The 25857-nt window shown below is 71.3% G+C and carries 27 protein-coding genes; 12 read left to right on the top strand and 15 right to left on the bottom strand.

Annotated elements, in window-relative coordinates:
* Positions 1-6: 6 nt before the first annotated feature.
* Entirely contained in the window at positions 7-519 is a 513-nt protein-coding gene (locus OG943_RS31855; protein WP_328604618.1) for a GNAT family N-acetyltransferase, read from the bottom strand.
* Positions 486-1391: an aldose 1-epimerase family protein gene (locus tag OG943_RS31860; protein ID WP_328604619.1), complete on the bottom strand. Its 906-nt coding sequence runs from the start codon at positions 1389-1391 to the stop codon at positions 486-488. Before OG943_RS31860 ends, OG943_RS31855 begins: the two co-directional genes overlap by 34 nt.
* A gap of 89 nt (positions 1392-1480) precedes the next feature.
* Between OG943_RS31860 and OG943_RS31865 the strand changes: the two genes are divergently transcribed.
* The 3 genes from OG943_RS31865 to OG943_RS31875 are packed head-to-tail and all read left to right on the top strand — an operon-like array spanning position 1481 to position 3695.
* Entirely contained in the window at positions 1481-2059 is a 579-nt protein-coding gene (locus tag OG943_RS31865; RefSeq protein WP_328604620.1) for a TetR/AcrR family transcriptional regulator, read from the top strand.
* Positions 2059-2874, top strand: a complete 816-nt coding sequence (locus tag OG943_RS31870) for an MBL fold metallo-hydrolase (RefSeq protein WP_328604621.1) — start codon at positions 2059-2061, stop codon at positions 2872-2874. Before OG943_RS31865 ends, OG943_RS31870 begins: the two co-directional genes overlap by 1 nt.
* The gene (locus OG943_RS31875) at positions 2871-3695 is read left to right on the top strand and encodes an MBL fold metallo-hydrolase (RefSeq protein WP_328604622.1); all 825 of its coding nucleotides are present in this window, start codon (positions 2871-2873) and stop codon (positions 3693-3695) included. The genes OG943_RS31870 and OG943_RS31875 overlap by 4 nt, the downstream gene beginning before the upstream one ends.
* Before the next feature lie 30 nt (positions 3696-3725).
* Here the strand turns inward: OG943_RS31875 and OG943_RS31880 are convergent, their stop codons facing one another.
* The 3 genes from OG943_RS31880 to pdxH all read right to left on the bottom strand — a co-directional run bounded on the left by OG943_RS31880 (position 3726) and on the right by pdxH (position 6446).
* Positions 3726-4286: a DUF3558 family protein gene (locus OG943_RS31880; protein ID WP_328604623.1), complete on the bottom strand. Its 561-nt coding sequence runs from the start codon at positions 4284-4286 to the stop codon at positions 3726-3728.
* A gap of 24 nt (positions 4287-4310) precedes the next feature.
* Positions 4311-5576 (bottom strand): MFS transporter, encoded by a 1266-nt coding sequence (locus tag OG943_RS31885; RefSeq protein ID WP_328612205.1) that lies wholly within the window; start codon positions 5574-5576, stop codon positions 4311-4313.
* A gap of 186 nt (positions 5577-5762) precedes the next feature.
* Complete coding sequence (pdxH, locus tag OG943_RS31890) at positions 5763-6446, bottom strand: pyridoxamine 5'-phosphate oxidase (protein WP_328604624.1); 684 nt, start codon at positions 6444-6446, stop codon at positions 5763-5765.
* Positions 6447-6689: 243 nt separating this feature from the next.
* On the opposite strand from pdxH, the gene OG943_RS31895 reads away from it, so the two are divergent.
* On the top strand, positions 6690-8381 hold the full coding sequence (locus OG943_RS31895) for a purine-cytosine permease family protein (RefSeq protein ID WP_328604625.1): 1692 nt from the start codon (positions 6690-6692) through the stop codon (positions 8379-8381).
* Between the two features lie 309 nt (positions 8382-8690).
* Positions 8691-8945: a DUF805 domain-containing protein gene (locus OG943_RS31900; protein WP_328604626.1), complete on the top strand. Its 255-nt coding sequence runs from the start codon at positions 8691-8693 to the stop codon at positions 8943-8945.
* Here the strand turns inward: OG943_RS31900 and OG943_RS31905 are convergent.
* From OG943_RS31905 to OG943_RS31935, 7 genes are all read right to left on the bottom strand, one after another.
* On the bottom strand, positions 8929-9549 hold the full coding sequence (locus OG943_RS31905) for a TetR/AcrR family transcriptional regulator (protein WP_328604627.1): 621 nt from the start codon (positions 9547-9549) through the stop codon (positions 8929-8931). The two genes, OG943_RS31900 and OG943_RS31905, sit on opposite strands and share 17 nt — an antisense overlap.
* Before the next feature lie 380 nt (positions 9550-9929).
* Entirely contained in the window at positions 9930-10631 is a 702-nt protein-coding gene (locus tag OG943_RS31910) for an urease accessory protein UreD (protein ID WP_328604628.1), read from the bottom strand.
* Positions 10628-11344, bottom strand: coding sequence for an urease accessory protein UreG (gene ureG, locus OG943_RS31915; protein ID WP_328604629.1), 717 nt, complete (start codon positions 11342-11344; stop codon positions 10628-10630). The genes OG943_RS31910 and ureG overlap by 4 nt, the downstream gene beginning before the upstream one ends.
* The gene (locus OG943_RS31920) at positions 11334-12020 is read right to left on the bottom strand and encodes an urease accessory protein UreF (protein WP_328612206.1); all 687 of its coding nucleotides are present in this window, start codon (positions 12018-12020) and stop codon (positions 11334-11336) included. Before OG943_RS31920 ends, ureG begins: the two co-directional genes overlap by 11 nt.
* A 14-nt stretch (positions 12021-12034) precedes the next feature.
* Positions 12035-13756 carry an urease subunit alpha gene (locus OG943_RS31925; protein ID WP_328604630.1) on the bottom strand — a complete coding sequence of 574 codons (1722 nt, stop codon included), beginning with the start codon at positions 13754-13756 and terminating at the stop codon, positions 12035-12037.
* 3 nt (positions 13757-13759) lie between these two features.
* Positions 13760-14065 (bottom strand): urease subunit beta, encoded by a 306-nt coding sequence (locus OG943_RS31930; protein ID WP_328612207.1) that lies wholly within the window; start codon positions 14063-14065, stop codon positions 13760-13762.
* 11 nt (positions 14066-14076) lie between these two features.
* Positions 14077-14379: an urease subunit gamma gene (locus OG943_RS31935; RefSeq protein WP_328604631.1), complete on the bottom strand. Its 303-nt coding sequence runs from the start codon at positions 14377-14379 to the stop codon at positions 14077-14079.
* A gap of 304 nt (positions 14380-14683) precedes the next feature.
* Between OG943_RS31935 and OG943_RS31940 the strand changes: the two genes are divergently transcribed.
* Positions 14684-15829 (top strand): citrate synthase 2, encoded by a 1146-nt coding sequence (locus tag OG943_RS31940; RefSeq protein WP_328604632.1) that lies wholly within the window; start codon positions 14684-14686, stop codon positions 15827-15829.
* A 127-nt stretch (positions 15830-15956) separates the two neighbouring features.
* Here OG943_RS31940 and OG943_RS31945 read toward each other — a convergent pair whose 3' ends face one another.
* Both OG943_RS31945 and OG943_RS31950 read right to left on the bottom strand, forming a co-directional pair.
* Positions 15957-16553, bottom strand: coding sequence for a TetR/AcrR family transcriptional regulator (locus tag OG943_RS31945; RefSeq protein ID WP_328612208.1), 597 nt, complete (start codon positions 16551-16553; stop codon positions 15957-15959).
* A gap of 14 nt (positions 16554-16567) precedes the next feature.
* Positions 16568-18274, bottom strand: a complete 1707-nt coding sequence (locus OG943_RS31950) for an SDR family oxidoreductase (RefSeq protein ID WP_328612209.1) — start codon at positions 18272-18274, stop codon at positions 16568-16570.
* A gap of 230 nt (positions 18275-18504) precedes the next feature.
* Between OG943_RS31950 and OG943_RS31955 the strand changes: the two genes are divergently transcribed.
* Genes OG943_RS31955 through OG943_RS31975 form a run of 5 tightly spaced genes read left to right on the top strand, consistent with a single transcriptional unit; the run spans position 18505 to position 23316 of the window.
* Positions 18505-19344 carry an ABC transporter ATP-binding protein gene (locus OG943_RS31955; protein ID WP_328604633.1) on the top strand — a complete coding sequence of 280 codons (840 nt, stop codon included), beginning with the start codon at positions 18505-18507 and terminating at the stop codon, positions 19342-19344.
* Positions 19341-20156, top strand: coding sequence for an ABC transporter permease (locus tag OG943_RS31960; RefSeq protein ID WP_328604634.1), 816 nt, complete (start codon positions 19341-19343; stop codon positions 20154-20156). Before OG943_RS31955 ends, OG943_RS31960 begins: the two co-directional genes overlap by 4 nt.
* Positions 20153-21322, top strand: coding sequence for a sensor histidine kinase (locus OG943_RS31965; protein ID WP_328612210.1), 1170 nt, complete (start codon positions 20153-20155; stop codon positions 21320-21322). The genes OG943_RS31960 and OG943_RS31965 overlap by 4 nt, the downstream gene beginning before the upstream one ends.
* On the top strand, positions 21319-21942 hold the full coding sequence (locus OG943_RS31970) for a response regulator transcription factor (protein ID WP_328604635.1): 624 nt from the start codon (positions 21319-21321) through the stop codon (positions 21940-21942). Before OG943_RS31965 ends, OG943_RS31970 begins: the two co-directional genes overlap by 4 nt.
* A gap of 27 nt (positions 21943-21969) precedes the next feature.
* Complete coding sequence (locus OG943_RS31975; RefSeq protein ID WP_328604636.1) at positions 21970-23316, top strand: serine hydrolase domain-containing protein; 1347 nt, start codon at positions 21970-21972, stop codon at positions 23314-23316.
* On the opposite strand, the gene OG943_RS31980 is transcribed toward OG943_RS31975, so the two are convergent.
* Entirely contained in the window at positions 23262-24644 is a 1383-nt protein-coding gene (locus OG943_RS31980; protein WP_328604637.1) for a hypothetical protein, read from the bottom strand. The two genes, OG943_RS31975 and OG943_RS31980, sit on opposite strands and share 55 nt — an antisense overlap.
* Before the next feature lie 67 nt (positions 24645-24711).
* On the opposite strand from OG943_RS31980, the gene serC reads away from it, so the two are divergent.
* A complete protein-coding gene (gene serC, locus OG943_RS31985) occupies positions 24712-25839 on the top strand; it encodes a phosphoserine transaminase (RefSeq protein WP_328604638.1) in 1128 nt (375 codons plus the stop codon).
* The last annotated feature ends 18 nt before the right edge of the window (positions 25840-25857 follow it).

The raw sequence follows: 25857 nt of genomic DNA on the forward strand, positions 1-25857 counted from the left end.
GACACGCTAACGAAGTGGCGACCGGCCGTCAGCACGGGGCTTTTCCAAGTGGACGAGCTGGTAGTCCGCCTCCGGGCTGCGGTGCGTCTCGCGGTAGCCGAGTTTCGCGTACAGGTGCAGCGGCCCGGCGGAGCGTTCGCCCGTGCAGAGCCGAAACCGCGTGACACCCGCGGGCGCCGCCGCCTCGGCCGCGAGCAGCAGCGCCCGGCCGAGGCCCTCGCCCTGCCGGTCCGGGGCGACCGCCAGCCGGACGACCTCCCCGACGTCGCCGGCCACCCGGAGCCGCACCGTCGCCACGAGCCGCCCGGCGTCGCGCACTCCCCACACCGGGTACGCCGGGTCGGCCAGCGCCGCGCGCACCTGGTCCAGCGTCTCCAGCAGGGGCGGGAGATCGAGGTTGCGATGCGCGCGGGCTTCGACGAGGAACGCGGCGCGCTGCAGCGTCAGCAGTTCGCCGGCGTCGGACTCGGCCAGCAGCAGCGGCGTCACCGGACGCGGATGCCCCAGCTGCCCGACCACGACGTGGCGGGCTCCAGCTCGATCAGGTCGGTGCCGGTGTTGAGCGCGTCGGCCGGGCAGGTCATCGGCTCGATCGCGACGGCCCGGCCCCGGCCGGTCAGCTCGTCCGGCGTGAACACCTGCGCCCAGTGGAAGTCCGGCCCGGTCCAGACCAGCAGCCGCTGCTCGCCGTGGGACAGCTCGACGTGGTGCGTGCCGTCCTCGGCGACGGCCAGCCCGCCGAACGCGGTGTCCAGGTCGACGCCCTTGAGCACCCGGCCGCCGCGGAAGTCGTACTCCGTGCCCTCGACGTCCTGCTCCTCGGCGTAGGGCATCTGCTCGTCGCCGAGGTACGGGCGCACGCGGCTCGCCGGCAGCGTCAGGGTCAGCTCGTCGGTGGGCACGTCGCCGATCCGGAAGTACGGGTGCGTGCCGACGCCGACGCCGATCGGCTGCTCGCCCTCGTTGCGGATCTCGTGGGTGATGGTCAGCTCGCGCGGCGCCAGCTCGTAGGTGATCGTGGCGCGCAGCGGCACCGGCCAGCCGGGCTGCACCTCGACGTCCACCGCGAGGGTGATCGACGACTCGGCGTGCTCCATCAGCTCCCACTCCAGGTGCCGGGTCAGGCCGTGGATCGCGTTGCCGCGCGCCTCCTCGGTGATCTCCAGCTGCTGCGGCTCGCCCTGGAACTCCCACAGCCCGCCCTTGGTGCGGTTCGGCCACGGGAGCAGCACCTGGCCGAGGCCCTTCGGCGACTTCTGGTCCGCCTCGAACTCCTCGACGTAGGGCACGCCGCCGACCTCGAACACGCGCAGGCCGGCACCGATTTCGGTGACGACGGCGCGGGCGTTGCCGCGGGTGATCTCGAACTGCTCTCCGGTGGGGTTCGCCATGGCGCAGAGATTACCGGCGTCCCGGCGCGCCTGGATCGGGGCCGAAACTAACTAGACCGGTCGTCATAGTTTGAGCTACGGTCTTGCTCATGGTCCGACGCACCGACACCCGCAAACGCATGCTCGACTCCGCCGCCGAGCTGTTCCACTCGCAGGGCTACCACGCCACCGGCCTGACCCAGCTCACCTCGGCCGTCGGCGCCCCGAAAGGCTCGCTGTACTTCCACTTCCCCGGCGGCAAGGAGCAGCTGGCCGCCGAGGCCGTGCGCCTGTCCGGCGAGCGGCTGTGCGACGTCCTGCGCTCGCTGGCCACCGCGGCGCCGGACCCCGCGGCCGCGGTCGACCTGGTCGTCGACACGCTCGCGGCCTCGCTCGGCGACTCGGACTTCGAACGCGGCTGTCCACTTGCGACGATCGCGCTGGACGCCGCCGGCGAGAGCGAGGCCATCCGCTCGGCCTGCGACGACGGGTACGCCTCGTGGCAGGACGCGCTGGCCGGCTACTTCACGCAGCAGGGCCTGCCCGCCGCACGCGCCGCCTCGCTGGCGACAGTGGTGCTCTCCTCGATCGAGGGCGCGCTGCTGTTCGCCAAGATCCGCCGCGACGTCACGCCGTTGCGCACCGTCGCCGCCCACCTCCACACCACTGTCGAACGGGAGTTCTCCTGATGCGCGTCCACCACCTCAACTGCGGGACCATGCGGCCGATCGGCGGCCGCCTCGTCGACGGCGAGCCGGGACTGTTCCGGCGGGCCAGCCTGGTGTGCCACTGTCTGCTGCTGGAAACGGACACCGGCCTCGTGCTGATCGAAACGGGCATGGGCTCGCCCGCCGTCACCGACCCGGCGCGCTGGCTGGGCCCGTGGTTCCTGCGGCAGTCGAACCCGCTCAACCGCCCGGAGGAGACGGCGGCCGCACAGATCCGGGCGCTGGGCCTGGATCCCGCCGACGTGCGCGACATCGTGCTCACGCACCTGGACCTGGACCACGCCGGCGGGCTGGTCGACTTCCCGGACGCGCGGGTGCACGTCTACGCGGCGGAGCTGGCCGCGCTCACGGCGGGCAACCGCCGGTACCGGCCGGTGCAGTTCAGCCACGGTCCACAGTGGATCAGCCACGCCGACGCGGGCGAATCGTGGTTCGGCTTCCAGGCGGTGCGCGAGCTGCCCGGGGTGCCGGACGTCGCGCTGGTCCCGCTGGCCGGGCACACGCTCGGGCACGCCGGGGTGGCCGTCGACACCGGGAGCGGATGGCTGCTCAACGCCGGTGACGCGTACTTCTTCCACAGCGAGATCGACGATCCGGGATCGATCCCGGCGGGATTGGCTATGTTCGAGAAGCACGTGCAGACCTTGCGCGGCCCGCGGGTGGAGAACCAGCGCCGGCTGCGTGAGCTGCGGCGCGAGCACGGGGGCGAGGTGACCATCTTCGCCTCCCACGACCAGACCGACTTCGAGCGGCTGAGCCAGAGGAGCAGGGCATGAAAGTGCACCATCTGAACTGCGGCACGATGCGCTCGCCGGGCGGACGGCTGCTGGACGGGCAGCCCGGCCTCGCCCGCCGTAGTTCGATGGTGGCGCACTGTCTGCTTCTGGAAACACCCGACTCGCTGGTGCTGGTGGACACCGGCTTCGGCACGCACGCCGTGGCGGACCCGGACGGCTGGCTCGGCCGCGGCTTCCGGGTGATGACCGGCGCGAAGCCCTCGTACGAGGATTCGGCCGTCGCGCAGATCCGGGCGCTGGGCCTCGACCCGGCCGACGTGCGGCACATCGTGATGACCCACCTGGACGTCGACCACGCGGGCGGGCTGGCGGACTTCCCGCAGGCCGTCGTGCACGTGTCGGCGGAGGAGCGCAAGGCGGCTTCGGCGCCGCACGGGTTCGCGGAGAAGACGCGGTACGGCGCGGCGCAGTTCGCCCACAGTCCACTGTGGAGCACCTACCCGGACGCGGGCGAGCAGTGGTTCGGCTTCGACGCGGTGCGCCCGTTACGAGGCCTGCCACCGGAGATCCTGCTCGTCCCGCTGGCCGGCCACACGCTCGGCCACTCCGGCGTCGCCGTCGACACGGGCGAGGGCTGGCTGCTGCACGCGGGCGACTCGTACTTCTTCCACGGCCAGCTCAACCCGGTCCGCCCGGAGTGCCCGCCGGGCCTGCGGTTGCTCCAGCGCCTCAACGAGATGGACCGCCGCCAGCGACTGTCCAATGAGGAACGACTGCGGACGCTGGCCCACGACCACGGCGACGAGGTGACCGTGTTCAGCTCTCACAGCCCGGTCGAACTGCGGGCCCTGCGCCGGTGACCCAACCGGCACGACCGGCGGCGGCAGTGCTTAGGCGGCGGTGACCGCGGTCTTGACCAGCGGGGCCATCATCTGCTGCGTCATCTTGACCGGGCCGGTGTAGTTGACCAGCGTCGGCACGCCGCCCGAGAGCTTGGCGGCGGCGAGCGTCGCGGTCTTCTGCTCGTCGAGGTAGTAGACGGCGCCGTCGGGGAAGCCGGGGACGTCGACCGCGCCGGGCTTCGCCTTCTTGATCGCCGCGATCATGTCCGCGGGCTTGGCCTGGCGGCCCTCGTAGCGGGTGACGGCGAGCGCGCCGGCCTGCTTGTCGCCCACCAGGTACTCGCAGCTGGACGCCTTGCCGCCGCTGGCCGCGTCGGCCTGGTCCGGGCCCTTCGCGGAGGTGACGCCCGGGATGTTGATCGCCTTGCCGACCTCGCTCGCGGACAGGAGCGTGCACGGCTCCTGCTTCTGCTTCGCCGGTGCGGACGACGAAGCCGGCTTCGACGGCGAAGGTGCGGAGGACGGCGCCGCGGCCTGCTGGTCTCCCGACGAGCAAGCGGTCAGAACAGCGGCGGCGGCGAGCAACAGGGCAACCGGGTAGGCACGCATGCCCGGCACACTAGTCCGAACGGCCTAGTCCACCGGCGCCCGGTACCGCCAGAAGCCCGGGAGCACCAGCATCGCCGCCAGTACCAGCACGATCACGAGCAGGCCGCCGCCGGTCGCGGCGGCCCTGGTGCCCCACACCGCGCCGGCCCAGCCGTGGGTCAGGTCGGCGATTCGCGGCCCGCCGGCGACGACGACGGTGAACACGCCCTGCAGGCGTCCGCGCATCTCGTCGGTGGTGGCCGTCTGCAGGATCGCCTGGCGGTACACGGAGCTGACCATGTCGGCGCCGCCGGCCACGGCCGTGAAGATCACCGCGAGCCACAGCGAGTGTGCGAGCCCGTACGCCGCGACGGCCGCGCCCCACGCACAGATGGACACGACCACGGCGACCCCCTGCCGCGACACCCGGTGCAGCCAGCCGGAGAACAGGCCGATCAGCATCGCGCCCGCGGGCATCGCCGCGTAGAGGAAGCCGAGCGCGGGGCCGCCGCCGGGCGGGTCGCCGAAGGTGCGCTCCGCCATCTCCGGGAACAACGCGCGCGGCATGCCCGCGACCATCGCGATGATGTCCGCGACGAACGACGCCAGCAGCACCTTCTGCTTGGCCAGGTACCGGAATCCGTCGACGACGTCGCCGAAGCCGGCACGGCGCGAAGGGCCGTTCAGCGGTGGGAGCGAAGGCAGCCGCCACACCGCGATCAGCGTGATCAGGAGCGCGCAGACGTCCACCAGGTACAGGGTGGACAGTCCGATCACCGGGATCAGCGCCCCGCCGAACAGCGGTCCGAACACCGCGCCGAAGGTGCCCATCGTGGTGTTGAGCGCGTTCGCCGACGGCAGCAGCGCGGACGGCACCAGCCGCGCGACGACGGCGCCGCGGGTGGGCATGTTGATCGCGAAGAACGCCTGGTTCACCGCGAGCAGCGCCAGTACCAGCCACACCGAGCGGAAGTTCGCGAAGGCCTGCAGCCACAGCAGGCCCGAGGTGACGGTGACCCCGACGTTCGTGACCAGCAGCAGCTTGCGCCGGTCGACGGCGTCCGCGATCGCGCCGCCCCACAGGCCGAACACCAGCAATGGCACGAGCGCGACGGCGCCGGTCAGGCCGACGAAACCGGACGAGCCGGTCAGGTCGAAGATCTGCTTCGGCACCGCGACCGCGGTCAGCTGGGAGCCGACGGCCGTGACGGCGGTGGACATCCAGAGCCGGCGGAACGCCGGGATCTTGAGTGGCCGGGTGTCGACGACGATGCGGCCGAGGATCTTCCGTGCCCCAGAGCGGGGCGGCAATGTCCCCGGGTCAGAACTCACAACCGGCTACCTTAGCTGCGCTAAGTAATCCACCGCGCGTGATTTTGGTCGCCGGTCACCCTCCGTCCAATACGCCCCAATGTGGCGTTGGTTGCGTCCAACGCACCCAATGTGGCGTTCGGTGCGTTCAACGCACCGAACGCCACATTGGGGCGATAACGGCGGTCAGGGGGCGAGCCGCTCGACGTGCCAGCCGTCGTCGGTGCGGTGGTAGCGGAGCCGGTCGTGCATACGGTCCTCGCGGCCCTGCCAGAACTCGACGAAGTCCGGCCGGACCCGCCAGCCGCCCCAGTGCGGGGGCGCCGGGATCTGCTCGACGTCGGCGAAGCGGCGCTCGATGCCGCGCAGCGCGTTGTCGAGGGCACGCCGGCCGTCGACGATCCGCGACTGCGGCGACGCCCACGCGCCGAGCTGCGAGCCGCGCGGCCGCTGGGCCCAGTACTCCGCCGTCTCACGCGAGCCGACCTTCTCCACCTCACCACGGACAGTGACCTGCCGGTGCAAGCCGTACCAAGGGAAGGTGACCGACGCGTAGCGCGTGGCCGTGAGGTCGTGGCTCTTTTCGGAGGTGTAGTTCGTGTAGAAGACGACGCCGCGGTCGTCGAGGCCCTTGCACAGGACCGTGCGAGAGGACGGCCTGCCGTCGGTGCCCGCGGTGGCCAGCACCATCGCGTTGGGCTCGGCGATCCCCTCGGAAACCGCCTGGCCCAGCCAGTTCTGGAGCTGCTCGGTCCACGTCGCGGCGAGGGCCGTCTCGTCGAACGGGGCACCGTCATAGGCCACCCGCATCCCGGGCAGCCGCACGACCGCGTCCGATACGTCGGCCACCTCGTCGATCTCCGGCATCATGCGCCAACCTCCGTGCCCGCGGGCGTTCGACATTCGGGGTGTTCCGCCGACGGTATTGGCTCTTCAGCTGCGGCGAAACCCACCGAACGGTGACTCCTGACACGCCGCCGGCGCTCATCAACCCGTAACCGCCGGACCGCGAACCGTAACCGGCGGTTTACCTGGTGGACCCGAATCGATAAAGGCGAGTCCTAACGTCTGGCTGCCCCGGTGCCCGTTCCCCACCGATCACGGAGGCAGGCGATGACCGAGATCCTGTCCGATTCCGGCAATGAGACCACCAGCGAAACCACCACTCCGCCCCAACGCCGATACGCCGCGCTCGCGGCCAACGAGAACCGCGAAGACTACTCACTGCGATTCGCCGCCCAGTCGTTTCGCAAGTGGTCACCGTTCGTGATCGCGACCACGGCGCTGGGCGGGATCGCCTACCTCGCCGACTTCGCGATCGGCGCCAGCATCGTGCTCTCCTACGGCTTCACTTCCGGTGTGCTGGCGATCCTCGCCGCGGCCGTCGTGATCTTCGTGACCGGCGTGCCCATCGCGCGCGCGTGCGCGACGTACGGAGTGGACATGGACCTCCTGACCCGCGGGGCCGGCTTCGGCTACTTCGGGTCCACGCTGACTTCGCTCGTGTACGCGAGCTTCACCGTCATCTTCTTCTCGCTCGAAGGCTCGATCATGGGCCAGGCGTTCCAGCTCGCCCTCGGCATCCCGCTGCCGATCGGCTACCTGCTGGCGACGCTGATCGTGCTGCCCTTCGCGCTCTACGGCATGGGCGCGGTGGCGAAGATGCAGACCTGGACGCAGCCACTGTGGATCGCGGGCCTGGTGCTGCCGTTCATCGTCGTGCTGGTGCGCGAGCCGGGCCGGTTCGCCGACTTCGCCGCGTTCGGCGGCACCGACGGCGCGGGGTCCGGGTTCTCGGCCGTCGGATTCGGCTTCGGGATGGGCGTCGCGCTGTCGCTGATCGGCCAGATCGGCGAGCAGGCCGACTACCTCCGGTTCATGCCGGAAAAGACGGCGTCCAACAAACGCTCCTGGTGGGCCGCGGTGCTGGCGGCCGGGCCGGGCTGGGTGGTCCTCGGCGCGGCGAAGCAGATCGGCGGCGCGCTGCTGGCGTTCCTGGCACTGGGCGCCGTCGGCAAGACGGCCGCGCTGGAGCCGATCGCGCCGTACCTGGACGCGGTGAAGCCCGCGCTCGGACCGGTGGCGCTGACGTTCGCCGCGCTGTTCGTGGTCGTGTCGCAGATCAAGATCAACACGACCAACGCGTACTCCGGCTCGCTGTCGTTCGCCAACTTCTTCTCCCGCGTGCTGCACAAGCACCCGGGCCGCGCCTGGTACGTGCTGGTCAACTGCGGGATCGCGCTGGCGCTGATGGAGTTCGGCGCGTTCGCCTTCCTCAACAAGATCCTGGGCTTCTACTCGAACGTCGCCATCGCGTGGATCGGCGCGGTCTGCGCGGACCTGGTGATCGCGAAGCCGCTGGGCCTTTCGCCGCGGTACATCGAGTTCAAGCGCGCGTACCTGCACAAGGTCAACCCGGTGGGCTTCGGCTCGATGCTGATCGCCTCGGTGGTGTCGATCGTGGCGTACTTCGGCGCGTTCGGACCGGTGCTCGCGGCCTTCAGCCCGCTGCTGGCCGTGGTGATCGCGGTGGTGCTGGTGCCGACGCTCGCCGTCGCCACCCGCGGGAAGTACTACCTGGTGCGCCCCAACACGGTCAGCGGGCCGGGCGTCGAGGCGGACCTGCGGGCCACGCACACGTGCTCGGTCTGCGGTGACCCGTACGAGCTGCCGGACATCGCGGACTGCGCCAAGCAAGGCGGCGCGATCTGCTCCCTGTGCTGCACGCTCGACAGCACCTGCCACGACATGTGCCGGGAAGCCGGCCCGGTCGCGCTGCCGGAGCCGACCTTCCACACCGGCTGATCCGGCCGGGACCCCTCTCCGCTGCGGGAGGGGTCCCGGCGGAGAGCCCTTACCTTCGGGCGAACCGAGCCGGAGGGTGGAGACATGGGTTCGTCAGCGCGGTCCGCAGCGTGTACCGCACTATCCCGGAGGGCGTGAGCCGGGCGTCGCGCAGTGAGTACTGGTGGTTCGCGCTCTTCTCGTTCCTCACCTACTGTGCCGTTCGTTACTAATCCGACTGCCGTCCTCGGCGGAAACGGGTTTCTCCGAGCAGATCGGCTGCAGACCGTATCCGCCTGCTTTCGGTCGGATTAGTACCGCCCCACCATCGTGCTGATCGCCCTCGCGCAGACGGCCTGGCCGCTGCTGGGCTGGTTCCTGCTCGTGGGGGTGCCGATGCTGTCGGCGAGCGTGCGGCGGCTGCACGACACCAACCGCCGCGGCTGGTGGATGCTGATCGGCTTCCTGCCGTTCGGCGGGTTCGTGCTGCTCGTCTTCTACTGCCTGCCCAGCGGGCCCGGGCCGAACCGCTTCGGCCCGCAGCCCGGCGTCTGGTACCGGGAAGGCTTCATTCGGCCCGCGTGATCGCCGACAGCATCACGCCGCGGAGTTCCTTCGAGATGTCCTCCACCGGCAACGGCGGCTCGTGCGCCTGCCATTCGCGCAGCAGGCCCGTCGCGGCGCCGACGAGCGCGATCGCCGTGAGCCGGTAGCTCCGGTCGGGCGCGGCGCCCGCCTCGGCGGCGCGCTGGGCCTCCTCTTCGATGAAGGTCGCCCAGCGGTCGACCCAGACCTGGTGCTGTGCTTCCAGCTCCGGGCTCACGCCCACGGCCTCGACGTAGTTCAGCCGCGGCATCCGGGGGTCGCGGGTGACCGTGGCGACGAAGACGTCCAGCAGCCGCGCCATCCGGCTGAGCGCGTCGGCGTCCCGGAAGTCTTCGAGCGCGGCGGCGACGTGACGGAGCGCGAGCGAGTTGATCTGGTCGTGCAGGGTGCGGAGGACCTCCTCCTTGCTGCCGAACTCCTCGTAGAAGTTGCGGGTCGAGACGCCAGCCCGGGTGCACAGCTGGGTGATCTTCGCCTGCCGGAAGCCCACCGAGGTGAAGAGTTCCAGCGCCGCCGTCAGCAGGCGCTCCCGGCGCTCGGCCCGTCTCTGCTCAGGCGGGACGCCGCCGTAGGTGCGGGCCACCGGCCCCTCCCTTCCCGCCGCTGGGATCACCCGAGGGCGCCCACGGCGTATACCTTGCGAAAAAGCCGATTACCGAATCAACGCCGGCCGAACCGTCCCGCCCGTTGCCACCGCACTCGTGACTTCGCCTCCCCGCGCGGGCAGACATTAGCGAGAGCGGGAACACGCCGCGCGCCCAGGCCCTCTTCCCGCGCCGGGCAGTTCTGCTCTCCGACACCGAAATCCTTGGCGCGCCAGGGAAACACCCCAAATCGGTCGCGCTTTTGCTGAACCGCCCGGCGTTCGACGCCGCACGTGCAGTCGCACGCGTGTCCGTTTGAACGTCGTTCTGAGCCGGCACGCGATTCTTGTCACCGCTTGACGAACCGAGGGACGAAGTTTTAGCAGTCCAGGCCTTTCAGGGCAACAACGGCGTCCGCGGCCAGCGACGTCGTGATCGTCGCCCCGGCCGCGAGCGGCACCCGCGACCACCACTCGCCGGACGCCGCGGGCCGCGGCTCGCCGCCGACCTCGAGATCGGTGGCGAGCACCCGGCGGCCCGCCAGCACGGCGAGGCTCGCGTCGAGGGCCGGGTCCCCGATGGACTGGGTCTGGCGCAGCACCGGAAGGTCACCGCGAGTCACCGCGACGGTCGTGGTGAGCCGGCCCGGCCGTTCCCCGGCGCGGCCCAGCACCACGACCTCGCGGGTGTGGAAATAGGAATTTTCCGCCAGCGCCGCGCGCAGCACCGCGGTGTGGTTCGCCCGGCCGGTGACGACGGTCGGCTCCGGCCGGTACTCCAGCGAGCCGCCGTCCGCCACCTCGATGTCCACAGTGGACGTACTCGGCTCACCGTGGAGCCCGGGCAGCGCGAGCGTCGCCGCGACGCCGGAGAGGCGCAGCGCCGCGCCGGGCCCGACCCGGATGTCCAGCAGCAGCTCGTCCCCGCCCAGCGGCGCGGTGGCCGAGCTGACGAGGTGCACCACGGCCTCACGACCGGTGTTGCGGCGGGGGAACAGCGTCAGCGGCGCTTTCGATCGCAGCTCACGCAAGATCGTGCGCCCGTCCTCGAAACACGCGACGACGCGTGCGTGAGCCTTCACGCCCGCAGTGCCGTGCCTGCGGGGAGGAGCGACCGGACCCAGTCTGCGACCGCGGGCGCGTCCGGGGTGTCCACAAGCGACTGCGTGATCACCGGCAGCTCGCCCCGCATGCGGTGCGCGTCGGAGGTCATCACGTTCATGTCCGCGCCCACCAGGTGCGCGATGTCGATCTTGTTGATCACCAGCAGGTCGGCGGTGGTCACCCCGGGGCCGCCCTTGCGCGGCACCTTGTCCCCGCCCGCGACGTCGACCACGAACACCTGGCTGTCGGCCAGGCCGCGGCTGAATACCGCGGTCAGGTTGTCGCCGCCGCTTTCGATGATCACCAGTTCCAGGCCGGGGAACCGCTCCTCCAGGCTTTCCACCGCGTCGAGGTTCGCCGTGATGTCGTCGCGGATCGCGGTGTGCGGGCAGGCGCCGGTCTGCACGGCCTCGATGCGCGCCGGGTCGAGCACCCCGGCCTTGCGCAGGAAGTCGGCGTCCTCGGTGGTGTAGATGTCGTTGGTGACCACGGCGAGGTTCACCTCGTCGCCGAGCGCGCGGCAGAGCGCGGCGGTCAGCGCGGTCTTGCCGCTGCCGACCGGGCCGCCGATGCCGATCCGGTACGCGCGCCCGGCCGTCGGCGCGGCGTCGTAGTGGTCGGGCTCGGCGGCCGTCGGGTCGAAGTTGACCGGGTGCACGTGGCCGTGGCCATGACCGTGTTCAACTGGCAAAGAGACGCACCTCTTCCTCGTGGTGCCGGGCATGCGCCTCGGCGAACAGGTCCAGCGCCGGTGATCCCGGCGCCGGCAGCTCGGCCGGGTCGAGCCCCGCGACGCCGGCGGCGTGCTCGGACACCCGCCGCACCTCGTCGCCGAGCCGCGCGACCACGGCGTTGACCGCGAAGGGATCCAGGCCCAGCAGCCGGACGGCGGCACTGGCCGGCCCGCTGACCGCCAGGTACGCCACGGCCATCGCGGCGTCGAACGGCGAACCGCCCGCCACCCCGACCAGCGTGCCGAGGACGATCGGGTGATGCGGCCGGGGCGTCTCGGCGAGCAGGGCGGTGAGCACCGGCGACGGCCACGCAGCCAGGCCCGCGCGGGCGGTCCCGCGGCCCTGTGCCCGTGACGCCAGGCGCTGCGCGAACGAGGGCGTGCGCGCATCCAGCTCGGCGTCCAGCCGCCGCCAGTATCCACTGTAGACGCCTCGTGCAGCGGCATGTGTTGACGCCGCGGAGAAAACGGCGGCGAGCGATCCCGCCGTTCGCAACCGTCCGAAGAGGAATCCCGGCAGGTCGCGTTCGGAAGTCACGAGCTTGCGGCTCACAGCTTCCTCGAGGCCACCCGAGTGAACGTGCCCGCCGCCGGGGAAGCGCGAGTCGGCGAGTATCAGCGCGGAAAGGTCCATCAGAACAAGCTCCATCAGAACAAAAAGTACCGTTGGGCCATCGGCAGTTCGGTCACCGGCTGCGGCTCGATCAGCTCGCCGTCCACGTGCACGGCGAAGCTGTCCGGCTCCACGCGCACGTCCGGCAGAGCGTCGTTGAGCACCATGTCCGCCTTGGTCCGCGCGCGCATGTTCGACACCGCGACCAGCGGGCGGCGGATGCCGAACCGCTCGGCCAGGCCCGAGCCCAGCGCCTCGGGCGCCACGAAGTGCAGGCTCGAAGCGGCCGCCACCGCCGGCACGGCCCCGAACATCGGGCGCGCCAGCACCGGCTGCGGCGTCGGGATCGACGCGTTCGCGTCACCCATCGCCGCGTAGGCCGGGTAACCGCCCTTCAGCACGACGTGCGGCCGGACCCCGAAGAACTTCGGCTCCCACAGCACCAGGTCGGCGAGCTTGCCGACCTCCACCGAACCGATCTCGGCCTCCATGCCGTGCGCGATGGCCGGGTTGATCGTGTACTTCGCGACGTAGCGGCGGGCGCGCAGGTTGTCGGCCGCGCCGTCGCCGGGCAGCGCGCCGCGGCGGCGTTTCATCACGTGCGCGGTCTGCCAGGTGCGGATGATCACCTCGCCGATCCGGCCCATGGCCTGCGCGTCGGAGCTCATCATCGAGATCGCGCCCAGGTCGTGCAGCACGTCTTCGGCGGCGATCGTGGTCGGCCGGATGCGGCTCTCGGCGAACGCGAGGTCCTCGGGCACCGACGGGTTCAGGTGGTGGCAGACCATCAGCATGTCGAGGTGCTCGTCGAGGGTGTTCGCGGTGTGCGGGCGGGTCGGGTTGGTCGACGAGGGCAGCACGTTGGGCAGTCCGACGACCTGGATGATGTCCGGCGCGTGCCCGCCGCCGGCCCCCTCGGTGTGGTACGCGTTGATGGACCGGCCGCCGATGGCGTCCACAGTGGACTCCAGGAAGCCGGCCTCGTTGAGCGTGTCGGTGTGGATCGCCACCTGGACGCCGGCCTCGTCGGCCACGGTCAGGCAGGCGTCGATGGCTGCCGGGGTGGAGCCCCAGTCCTCGTGCAGCTTGAACCCGCCCGCGCCGGCCGCCAGCTGCTCGCGCAGCGCCTCGTGCCGGACGGTGTTCCCCTTGCCCAGCAACATCACGTTGATCGGGTAACCGTCCATTGCGGACAGCATCCGGCCGAGGTTCCACGCGCCGGGCGTGACGGTGGTGGCCTTCGAGCCCTCGTTCGGCCCGGTGCCGCCGCCGACCAGCGTGGTCATCCCGGCGGCCAGCGCGGTGTCCACCAGCTGCGGGCAGATGAGGTGCACGTGGCAGTCGACCCCGCCCGCGGTGAGGATCTTCCCGTTGCCGGCCAGCACCTCCGTCGACGGGCCGATCACCAGCGCCGGGTCCACCCCGTTCATCGTGTCCGGGTTGCCCGCCTTGCCGATGCCGACGATCCGGCCGTCGCGCACCCCGACGTCGGCCTTCACCACACCCCAGTGGTCGAGGATCACGGCGCCGGTGATGACCAGGTCCGGCGCGCCCTCGGCCCGGGTGGCCATGCCCTGGCCCATCGACTCGCGGATCACCTTGCCGCCGCCGAAGAGCACTTCGTCGCCCGAGCCGTCCGGGCCCATCGACCGGTCTTCGGTCACCTCGATCAGCAAGTCGGTGTCGGCGAGCCGGATCCGGTCGCCGGTGGTCGGCCCGAACAACTCGGCATAACGGGCGCGGTCGATCTGCGGCATCGGCTAGAACTCCCCAGCGTGTTCGGAGCGTAGTCCCGGCACCCGCCGGGCCCCGTGGAGCGGAACCAGGTCCACTTCGCGCTCGACGCCCGGTTCGAAGCGCACGGACGTGCCGGCGGGGACGTCGAGCCGGTGCCCGCGCGCGGCGTCGCGGTCGAACTCCAGCCCGGGGTTCACCGCCGCGAAATGGTAGTGCGAACCGACCTGCACGGGCCGGTCGCCGAGGTTGCGCACGATCAGCCGGACCCGCACGCGTCCGGGGTTCAGCTCCACCGGCTCGTCGCCGGGAATGATCTCGCCTGGCCGCACTCGCACGCCTCCTAGACGATCGGGTCGTGCACGGTGACGAGCTTCGTGCCGTCCGGGAAAGTGGCTTCCACCTGCACGGAGTCGACCATCTCCGGCACCCCGCCGAGCACCTGCGCGCGGCCGAGCACCGTGCGCCCGCTCGTCACCAGCTCGCTGACCGTGCGCCCGTCGCGGGCGCCTTCGAGCACGTGGTCGGTGATCAGCGCGACGGCCTCGGGGTAATTGAGCAGCACACCACGGTCCAGCCGCCGGCGGGCCACGTCGGCCGCGACGTGGACCAGCAGCTTGTCGCGTTCCTGGGGGCTGAGGTGCATGGGCTAGGTCTATCACCGCGCGGGTGCGCGCGCCCGTTCCCGAAACACAGGATTTACCTTCGGTACACCGGCCGTCCGCCGCCGCGGTCACAGCCCGTTGCCGGAGAACTTGCTGCAAGTGAGCTGCCTGGACTGAATCGTTCTCGTAATCGTGACCGAAACCACCACATCTTTCATTGCCCGGGGGCCCGCGGAGGGGCAAGGTTTGTCCAACCGTGCGATGAGGCGCGCCAACGCCAGCGTGTATCCCGTCCGCGCGAGTACGACCAAGCCGGGGAAATGCGCATCGAAAGGTTTTGCGAGAGTGACAACCTCCACTATCAGCAAGACGGGTTCCGACCAAGCCGACGACGGGTTCCGACCGGGCCTTGAAGGCGTGGTCGCTTTCCGAACCGAAATCGCCGAACCCGACCGGGACGGCGGGGCGCTGCGGTATCGCGGCGTCGACATCGAGGACCTCGCCGGCAAGGTGACCTTCGGTGACGTATGGGCCCTTCTGGTCGACGGCCGCTTCGGCCACAGCCTCCCGCCGGCCGAGCCGTTCCCGCTGCCGGTGCACACCGGTGACGTGCGCGTGGACGTCCAGTCCGCGCTCGCCATGCTGGCGCCGATCTGGGGTTACCGGCCGCTGCTCGACATCAGCGACGAGGAGGCCCGCGAGCAGCTCGCGCGCGCTTCCGTGATGGCGCTGTCCTACGTCGCCCAGTCCGCGCGCGGAATCAGCCAGCCGGCCGTCCCGCAGGCGCGGGTCGACGAAGCCGCGTCCATCACCGAGCGCTTCATGGTCCGCTGGCGCGGCGAGCCGGACCCGGACCACGTCCGCGCGCTGGACGCCTACTGGGTTTCCGCGGCCGAGCACGGCCTCAACGCCTCCACCTTCACCGCCCGCGTGATCGCCTCGACCGGCGCCGACGTCGCGGCCGCGATGTCGGGCGCGATCGGCGCGATGTCGGGACCGCTGCACGGCGGCGCCCCCGCGCGCGTGCTGCCGATGATCGAAGAGGTCGAGCGCACCGATGACGCGCGCGGCCTGGTCAAGGGCATCCTCGACCGCAAGGAACGGCTGATGGGCTTCGGGCACCGCGTGTACCGCGCGGAGGACCCGCGCGCCCGCGTGCTTCGCCGTACCTGCAAGGAACTCGGCGCGGAGCGCTACGAGGTGGCGGCTGCGCTGGAGCAGGCGGCCCTGGCCGAGCTGCGCGAGCGGCGCCCGGATCACCCCATCGAGACCAACGTGGAGTTCTGGGCCGCGGTGATCCTGGACTTCGCCAAGGTGCCGCCGCACATGATGCCGGCGATGTTCTCCTCCGCCCGCACCGCGGGCTGGGCCGCGCACATCCTGGAGCAGAAGCGGACCGGGCGGCTCGTGCGCCCGTCGGCGAAGTACGTCGGCCCCGAGCCGCGTAAGCCCGAGGACGTCGAGGGCTGGGAAAGCGTCACCAAGCACTGACACCCGTTGAGCCGTTAAGGCCTCCTTACCCGCGTTCCACGCGGGTAAGGAGGCCTTAACGGCGTCCAGGGTCCCCCTGAAGGCCACCATGAGGGACCTCTATGCCCTCATGGTGGCCTTCAGGGCATCAACGCGTCAGGGCAGCGGGCACGCTGGGGTCGTGGGCCGCGGTCGCCGACAGCATCGCGGTGAGCTGGTCGACGAGCCAGCCGTCGAGCGATTCCCGCGGCACCGTGCGTTCCTGCAGCCAGGAAAGCAACGCGCCTTCGACGACCGCCGTCCAGCAGCGCAGGGTCAGCAGCAGCAACGGGGACGGCTCGGTGATGACGAGCGCGTCCAGGATCAGCTCCACCGCGCGGTTGCGGACCTCGTCGATCGCCGCGTCGGTCTCGGACGTCGCGATCACGGAACCGCTGCGCAGCAACGCGACGTAGCCCGCGCGGTAGTGGTCGGCGACGTCGACCAGCCCGCGCACGGCGGCGCGCAGCCGCTCCGGCGGTGACCCCTCCTCCAGGCCGGCGAGACCGTCGACGAGGCCGACGGTCACCGTCCGCAGCGCCTCGACCTGCAGCTCGCGCAGGCTGGAGAAGTACCGGTAGAACAGCGGCCGCGACACCATGGCGCGCGCGATGATGTCGTCCACCGTCACCAGCTCCGGCGCGCGACTGCCGAACAGGTCCAGCGCCGCGGCGATCAGCTCGTCGCGCCGGGCCTCACGCGACATCCGGCGCGGCCGGCTCACGGGGTCATGTCCAGCTTCGCCGCCGCGCGCAGCAGACCCGGCGTCAGGCGCGAAAGCACCAGCGCCGCTTTGGCTTCCGGAGTGGACGGCTGGATCGCGACGTCCTTCTCCACCGCGCGCAGGATGTCGCGCGCGACCTTCTCCGGCCCGAACCCGCGCCGCGCGTAGAGCTTCGTGGACGCCTTCTGCCGCCGGCTCTCCTCGGCGGCGTCGACCCCGACGAACCGCGTGGTGTTGGTGATGTTCGTCTGCACCAGCCCCGGGCAGACGGCGGTGACGCCGATGCCGTCGGCGGCCAGCTCGGCGCGCAGCCCGACGCTCAGCGTGAGCACCGCGGCCTTCGTCGTGCCGTACGCGGTGAGGATCTTCGACGGCAGGTACGCGGCGGCCGAGGCGAGGTTGACGATCTGGCCGCCCTCCGCGCGTTCCTTCAGCATCGGCGCGAAGGCGCGGCAGCCGTGGATCACGCCCCACAGGTTGACGTCGATCACCTTCTCCCAGTCCGCCAGCGAGGTGTCGAGGAACGGCCCGGACATGCCGATGCCCGCGTTGTTCACCACGATGTCCGGCACGCCGAACTCCGTGCGCACCTGCTCGGCGAAGCGCGTGACGGCCTCGCCGTCCGAAGAGTCCACTGTGTACTCACCAGCGGTGACACCGCGCTCCCGCAGCAGCTTCGCCGTTTCCAGTGCGGCGGCGGAGTTGATGTCGGTGACCACCACGTCCGCCCCCTCGTCGGCGAACGCCAGCGCGGTGGCGCGGCCGATACCGCTGCCCGCGCCGGTGACCACGACCAGTTTGTGCGCGAACCGGCCGCGTTTCTCCCCGACGCGCGCCCGCTTCAGCGCGCGGGACTCGTCGCCGCCCTCGGCGTACTCGATCAGCTCAGCCGCCGCGCCGGCGATCACGTCCGGCCGGCTGCGCGTGACCCAGTGCGAGCCGGTGATCCGCCGCACCCGCAGGTCCGGCGCCCAGCGCTCGACCTCCGTCTGCAGCGGCGTGGTGACGTACGCGTCGCCGGACGGGGCGAGCACCTGCACCGGGACTTCCGCGGCCCGCGGGACCGGGCGGGTCAGCCTCGTCATCATGTTGGCGCGGTAGAGCTTCAGCCCGTGGATGCCGTCGAGCGTCGACGGCGGGGCCTCGGCCGGCTCGAGCCTGCCGATCATCGCCCGCATGAAACCGGTGCGCCACAACAGCTCCGGCACCACCGGGAGCTGGAAGAACAGGATGTAGCCGGAGTGCAGGAACTGGCGCACGGCATGTCCGAGCCGCTTCGGCGACGGCCGGCTCAGCTGCGCGCGGAACCACGCGCCGGCGTGGTCGAGGCTCGGGCCGGAGATCGAGGTGAACGACGCGATGCGGCCGCGCAGCTCGTCGCCGGTGACCGCGTGCCAGGTCTGGATCGAGCCCCAGTCGTGCGCGAGCAGGTGCACCTTGCCGGTCGGCTGCACCGCGTCGACCACGGCGGCGAGGTCCGAGGCGAGCTGGTCGAGGCGATAGGCGGCGCGGCTGCGGGGCTTGTCGGACTCGCCCGCGCCGCGCACGTCGTAGACCACGACGCGGTGGCGGCGGCCCAGCTCGGCGGCCACTCCGTCCCACATCGAGCCGTTGTCCGGATAGCCGTGCACGAGCACGACCGTGGGCCCGTCCGCGGCACCGGTCACGCGGACCGAGAGGCGGACACCGTCACTGGCGGTCACCTGCTTGTGAGACATTCTGTCATGTTAGACAACTTGTCAACAACGTGGTTCACCTCAGTGGCGGTTCCGCTTCGGCGGGTGTTCATGAGTCGGCGGGTTTTTCCTGTTCATGACGGTGTTTTCGCTGGTTCCACGGGAAACCATGACACTGTTGTCCACCGTTCGGTGGACAGCCGGATTCCACTGGCCGGACGTCCCGCGGCACCGATCCGTGACCGCAGACTCAAACCATGACCACAGCAGTGAGAGTGCGCGGACTGCGCAAGGAGTACCCGGGGCACCTCGCCGTGGCCGGGCTCGACCTGGACATCCACCAGGGCGAGGTGTTCGCGCTCCTCGGACCGAACGGCGCGGGCAAGACGACCACCGTCGAGATCCTGGAGGGGCACCGGCAGCGCACGGCAGGCGAGGCCGACGTGCTCGGCGAGGACCCGGGCAAGGCCGGCCGCGCGTGGCGGTCGCGGATCGGCATCGTGCTGCAGACGGCGACCGACGCCGCCGAGCTGAGCGTGGTGGAAACCGTGCGGCACTTCGCGAAGTACTACCCGAACCCGCGGGACGCGGAGGAGGTGATCGAGAAGGTCGGCCTCACCGAAAAGGCGGGGGCCCGCGTGAAGTCGCTGTCCGGCGGGCAACGGCGGCGCGTGGACGTCGCGCTCGGCATCATCGGCCGTCCCGAACTGCTGTTCCTGGACGAGCCGACGACCGGCTTCGACCCCGAGGCCCGGCGCCAGTTCTGGGCGCTGATCAACAACCTGGCGGGTGAGGGCACCACCATCCTGCTCACCACGCACTACCTCGACGAGGTCGAGGCGCTCGCCGACCGGCTCGTGGTGATCGCGCGGGGCGAGATCGTCGCGGACGGGACCCCGGAGACGCTCGGGGGCCGCGGCCACGCCGAGGCCACCGTGCGGTGGACCGACGAACGCGGGGAGCACGTGGAGCGCACCGCGTTCCCGACCAAGGTCGTCAACGAGCTGTCCGGCGGGAGCAGGGAGCTCGCCGGCCTGACCGTGACGCGGCCGAGCCTGGAGGACGTTTACCTGAACCTGATCGGAGAGAAGTTGTGACCGCCACCCTCGCCCTGCCGGGCACGTTCGGCCTCGGGCTCGCCCGCGGCGGCGCCGAGCTGCGCCAGTTCTTCCGCAACAAGGAGCAGGTGGTCTTCACCTTCTCGCTGCCCGCCGTGCTGATGATCCTGCTCGGGTCCATTCTGGACGGTCCGACCGGGCAGCCCGGCGTCTCGGCGGGGCAGCTGCTCGCGGCCGGGATGATCGGCTCGGGCATCGTGTCGACGTCGTTCAACAGCGTCGGCATCGGCATGGCGGCCGACCGCGAGATGGGCGCGCTGAAGCGGCTGCACGGCACGCCGATGCCGCCGGCGTCGTACTTCATCGGCAAGATGATCATGGTGGCCGTCACGAGCGTGGCGCAGACGGTGCTGATGGCGGCGGTCGCGATGCTGCTGTTCGGCCTGCAGCTGCCGAGCGACCCGGTCAAGTGGCTGACGCTGGTGTGGGTGCTGCTGCTGGGGATCGTCTCGTGCACGCTGCTGGGCATCTCGATCAGCTCGCTCACCCGCACGGCGACCGGTACGGTGGCCGTGGTGCAGCTGGTGTACCTGGTGCTGCAGTTCATTTCCGGGGTGTTCGTCACGCCCATCACCCACCTGCCGAAGATCATGGTGGACATCGCGTCGTTCTTCCCGCTCAAATGGATCTGCCAGGGCTTCCGCTCGGTGTTCCTGCCGGCGGACGCCGCGACGCAGGAGATGGCGGGGTCGTGGGAACTTCCGATGGTGGCGCTGGTGCTGGTGGCGTGGTGCGTGGCCGGGCTGGTGCTGGCGAGGCTGACCTTCCGGTGGACGAACGAAAAGCCGTGACCGACGCCTGGCAGCGCTCGTACTGGTTCTGGGAGGTGCTGTTCGCGGTCGCCTACGTGACGACCGCGTTCCTCGTGCTGTTCGACAACGACTCCGCGACCGGGCCGAAGGTCGTCGCGGAGATCGCGCTCGCCGTACTCGCCCTCTCCTACCTGGTGGCCGGGCGGCGGGTCGTGCGGACCGGCAAGGACAACAGCCTCGCGTCCTGGGTCTACACCGGTGTGCTGGTCGCCTCGCTCAGCACGGCGATGCTCGCCGACACCACCTCCAGCTTCGCGCTGTTCATGGCGTGCCCGCTGCTGTTCATGCTGCTGAACGTCCGCCCGGCCGCGGCGGTGACCACGCTGCTCATCCTGATGGAGCCGGTCGCGGTGGTGGCGACCGGCGGCTGGGGCAACCCGAGCCTCGCGATCCTGCTGCCGATGACCGCGCTCCTGATCGTGTTCAGCGTGCTGGCCGGGAAGTTCACCACCGACATCATCAAGGAGAGCACCGCGCGGGCCGAGCTGATCCGGCAACTGGAGGACAGCCAGGCCGAGGTCTCCCGGCTCTCGCGCGAGGCAGGCACCGCGGCCGAGCGGGAGCGGCTGGCGCGGGAGATCCACGACACGCTGGCGCAGGGCTTCACCAGTATCGTCACGCTGGCCCAGGCCATCGAGTCCGAATTGGACACGGACCCGGACGCGGTGCGCCGTCACCTCGCGCTCGCCGCCCGCACCGCGCGGGAGAACCTCGCGGAGGCGCGCGCGATGGTGGCCGCGCTGGCACCGTCCGAACTGGCCTCCGGCTCGCTTCAGGAAGCGTTGCGACGTCAGGCCTCCCGGCTGGCGGACGAGACCGCGATGGACGTCAAGTGCGAAGTGGACAGTTCGCTGCCGGTGCTCGCGACGGCGCTCGAGGTGGTGTTGCTGCGCGGCGCACAGGAGGCGCTGACCAACGTCCGCAAGCACGCGGCGGCCACCACCGTGCTGATTCGTCTGTCCGCTGTGGACTCCAGCGTACGGTTGCTGGTGCGCGACAACGGCGCGGGCTTCTCCCCCGCCGAGCCCACGGACGGCTTCGGCCTGCGGGGGATGCGCTCGCGCGTCGAGCAGGTGGGCGGGCGGCTGACCGTGCGCAGCGGCCGCGGCGACGGGACCGAACTGGAGCTGGAGGTGCCCGCGTGATCACGATCATGCTGGTGGACGACCATCCCGTGGTGCGCGAAGGCCTGCGCGGCATGCTCGAGGCCGAGGCCGACCTCACCGTGGTCGGGGAGGCGGGCTCGGGCGCCGAGGCCGTGGCGCTGGACCGCGTGGCGCGGCCGGACGTGGTGCTGATGGACCTGCGCATGCCGGGCCTCGACGGCGTCGGCGCGATCCGCGAGATCCTCAAGGAAACCCCGGCGCGGCGGATCGTCGTGCTCACCACGTACGAGACGGACGCCGACATCCTGCGCGCGGTCGAGGCCGGCGCGGCGGGCTACCTGCTGAAGGACGCGTCCCGCGCGGAGCTGGCGGGCGCGATCCGGGCCGCGGCGCGCGGGGAGACCGTGCTGGCGCCGTCGGTGGCCGGGAAACTGGTGAACCGCGTCCGGAACCCGCCGCCCGCCTCGCCGCTGTCCGCCCGCGAGGTCGAGGTGCTGCGGCTGGTCGCGAAGGGACACACGAACGCCGACATCGGCCGCGCGCTGCACATCGGCGAGGCGACCGTGAAGACGCACTTACTGCGCGTGTTCGGGAAACTCGGCGTTTCGGACCGCACCGCGGCGGTCACCACGGCTTTGGACCGCCATCTGCTCGGCTGAGGAAGGCGGCCAGGCAGAATGGCCGTCATGCTCGACTCCACCGAACTCGCCCTGTACCGCCGGCTCGCCCGTGAGCAGGCGGTGTGCCGTGCCCCGTCGCTGGTCGCCGCCGTGGTGCGCGACGGGAAGGTCGTCTGGTCGGGCGCCCGCGGCCGGGTCGGCGACGCCCGCCCGGACGACAACACCCAGTACCGGCTCGGCTCGATCACCAAGACCATGGTCGCCACCGCCGTCCTGCGGCTGCGTGACGAGGGCCGGCTCGACCTGACCGACCAGCTGGAGAAGCACGTCCCCGGGACGGCGTTCGGCGCGACGACGATCGCGCAACTGCTGTCGCACACCTCGGGCCTGACCTCGGAGTCGCCGGGCCAGTGGTGGGAGCGCGCGCCGGGCGGCGACTGGGCCACACTGGTGGCGAGCCTCGACACCGGCGCGACGAAGCTGCGTCCCGGCTTCAAGTTCCACTACTCGAACGTCGGCTTCGGCGTGCTCGGCGAGCTCGTCGCGCGCCACCGCGGCCGGCCGTGGCTCGAGGTGGTCAACGACGAAATCCTGACGCCGCTGGGCATGACGCGCACCGCCCCGCACCCGCAAGCCCCGCACGCCGACGGCTTCGCCGTGCACCCGTTCGCGGACGTGCTGCACCGCGAGCCCGCACCGGACGCCGGCGCCATGGCGCCGGCCGGCCAGCTGTGGTCCACGGTCACCGACCTCGGCCGCTGGACGGCGTTCCTCGGCGGCCACACCGGCGGTGTGCTGAGCGAGGACACCGTCGCCGAGATGCGCACGATGAACACCGTCGACGACACCGAGGTGTGGACGACCGGCTTCGGCCTCGGCCTGATGGTGGTGCGCTACCAGGGCCGGCACCTGGCCGGCCACACCGGCTCGATGCCGGGCTTCCTGGCGACGACGCTGGTGGACGCGAACACCGGCACCGGCGCGCTGTGCCTGACGAACACCACCGCGGGCGTCGGGATCGTCCAGCTCTCGCTGGACCTGCTGACGACGGCGGACGAGCTGGAGCCGGCCCTGCCGGACGAGTGGCAGCCGTCCACTGTGGACCCGGCCCTGCTGGCGCTGACCGGGCTGTGGCACTGGGGCCCGACGCCGTACACCCTGCGGGTGCTGGGCGACGGGATGATCGCGCTGGAGCCGATCGGCGGATCCGGCCGCGCGTCCCGGTTCCGGCCCACCGGCCCGGACACCTGGCTGGGGCTGGACGGCTACTACGCGGGCGAGACGCTGACCGTCGGGCGGACCGGCGACGGCGTGGCGAACCACCTGAACCTGGCCACGTTCATCTTCACCCGGACCCCCTACGACCCGTCGGCCCCGGTGCCCGGCGGCGTCGACGAGGCCGGCTGGCGCTGACGGCGCTCGAAGAAGTCCGCACGCGCGAAGACGCCGCTCCCCGGCAGGCCGAGGCACACCGGACCCGGCCGGGGCTCGCCGAAGACCCACGCCCGGCGATGCGCCAGCAGTTCGGCGGCGATCTCCGGCGGGCAGGCCCTGATGTCCAGGCGCGCGGGACGGCCGGGCCCCAGCACCGCCCAGGCCCGGACCTCGACGTCGGGCCAGACGTGGTCGTCGACGAGCCGGACCTCGATCGGGGTCAGCGGCCCTTCGACGGTCCCGCGGTGCTCGTCACGCACCTCCGACGCCCAGACGGCGGCAGTCACCGCCACGATGAGCGCCGGGATCAGCAGCGTCCACGTCCACCCGGACCACACGAACCCGCCGACCGGCACGGCCACGACCGCCGCCACGGCGAGCGCCACTACCGGAATCCGCAGCCGGTGACGCCACGCCAGCCCGGGCAGTGAGTTCCACCAGCGGAGGAACCGGCGGCCGGGCACCGCACCGGCCGGGTCCGTCGTGAGGAGCCCGGCGGCGATGAACGCACCGAACTCGGCGGTGACCCGGCCGCCCTTATCGCTGAATCCTTTGCGGCTGGGCCTTTTACTGCTGAGCCACAGCTTTCCGGTCCGCACGACCGCGAGGGCGAGCGGACCGGGGCAGCGCGGCAGTGTCAGATAACCGGTCCGGCCATCCGTCCATGTGACCGTGGCCAGTACCGGTGCGACCGTGCCCCGCCAGTCCCACTGGCTGGTGTCCCCGTCGACCCGCGCGGCCACGGCGATCCCCCGCGGAGACTCGGACGGGACGACCTCGGACAGCGCACCCGGCAGTGCCGGATCGAGCGGTGCCGGATCGAGCGGTGCGGGGCCGAGCGTTCCGCCATAGGGCCCCACTTCCCGAGGCCGCCGGAACGCGAACAGCAGCCACCCCACCGAACCCAGCAGGAACCCGGCGGCCACCACCCAGACGAACACCGCGGCCCCCACCTCCCCGGGCTCCGGCGGCTCGTTCACCGTCCCGAATACGACGGCCGCCACCGCGCCCAAGGCCGCCAGCACCAGACAGCCGCGCCCCACCGGACGGGGCCGCAAACGCTTGCGCCCGCCGGAATCCCCGGGTTCCCTCGGCCCCCAGGTCAGCCACCGAGGCAACCGCGGCACGAAAACCAGCACCAGCGTCACCGCGAAGCCCAGCGGCAGCCCGATCGCGGCCGTCGAATCCCAGCCCCGGTGGAGGTGCACGGCGACGTTCAGGGCGAAGAGCCCGAACCACCACCAGCGCGGCCGGAAGCGGTCGCTGTCCCGTTCGCCGGGATCGTGCCGGAAGGGCTGTCTGCTCACGGTTCCACATGTCGGACACCGGCCCACCGCCGTTAGCAGGCGCGTCCCGACCTGAGAGACTGCCCACATGACCGACGCAGCGGAGTTGAGCATCCCTGACGACCTCAAGCCGGCCGACGGCCGCTTCGGCTGCGGACCCTCGAAGGTCCGCTCCGAGCAGCTCGCCAAGCTGGCGGAGTCCGGTTCCACCTACCTCGGCACGTCGCACCGCCAGAAGCCGGTGAAGTCACTGGTCGGCCGGGTGCGCGCGGGGCTGTCCGAGCTGTTCTCCCTGCCCGAGGGCTACGAAGTCATCCTGGGCAACGGCGGCACCACCGCGTTCTGGGACGCCGCCGCGTTCGGGCTGGTCCGCGAGCGCGCCCAGCACTTCACCTACGGCGAGTTCTCCTCGAAGTTCGCCACCGTGACCAACGGGGCGCCGTTCCTGGCCGACTCGATCGTCGTCAAGGCGGACGCCGGCAGCGCGCCCGAGATCGCCTACCAGTCCGGCGCCGACCTGGTCGGCTGGGCGCACAACGAGACCTCGACCGGCGTCGCGGTGCCGGTCCGCCGCCCGGAGGGCAGTGACGGCGCGCTGGTCGCGATCGACGCCACCTCCGGCGCCGGCGGCCTGCCGGTCAAGGCCGAGGACTTCGACGTCTACTACTTCGCCCCGCAAAAGTCGTTCGCCTCCGACGGCGGCCTGTGGATCGCGCTGGCCTCGCCCGCCGCGGTCGAGCGCATCGGCGAGATCGGCGGCGGCGACCGCTGGATCCCGGAGTTCCTGTCGCTCACCACCGCGCTGGACAACTCGCGCAAGGACCAGACCTACAACACCCCCGCCGTCGCCACGCTGTTCCTGCTCGCCGAGCAGATCGAGTGGATGAACGGCCAGGGCGGCCTGGCCTGGACCACCGCGCGGACCAAGGAATCCTCGACCCGGCTGTACGAGTGGGCCGAGAAGACCTCGTACACCACGCCGTTCGTCCAGGACCCGAACCTGCGCTCGCAGGTCGTCGGCACCGTCGACTTCAGCGACGAGGTGGACGCCGCCGCGGTGGCCAAGGCGTTGCGCGCCAACGGAATCGTCGACACCGAGCCGTACCGCAAGCTCGGCCGCAACCAGCTGCGCGTCGGCCTGTTCCCGGCGATCGACCCGGACGACATCACCAAGCTGACCCAGAGCATCGAGTACGTCGTCGAGCGCCTGGGCTGACCCCGCTCCCGGGCAAAG

The sequence above is a fragment of the Amycolatopsis sp. NBC_00345 genome, from assembly GCF_036116635.1.
In the GTDB taxonomy this organism is placed as follows: Bacteria; Actinomycetota; Actinomycetes; order Mycobacteriales; family Pseudonocardiaceae; genus Amycolatopsis.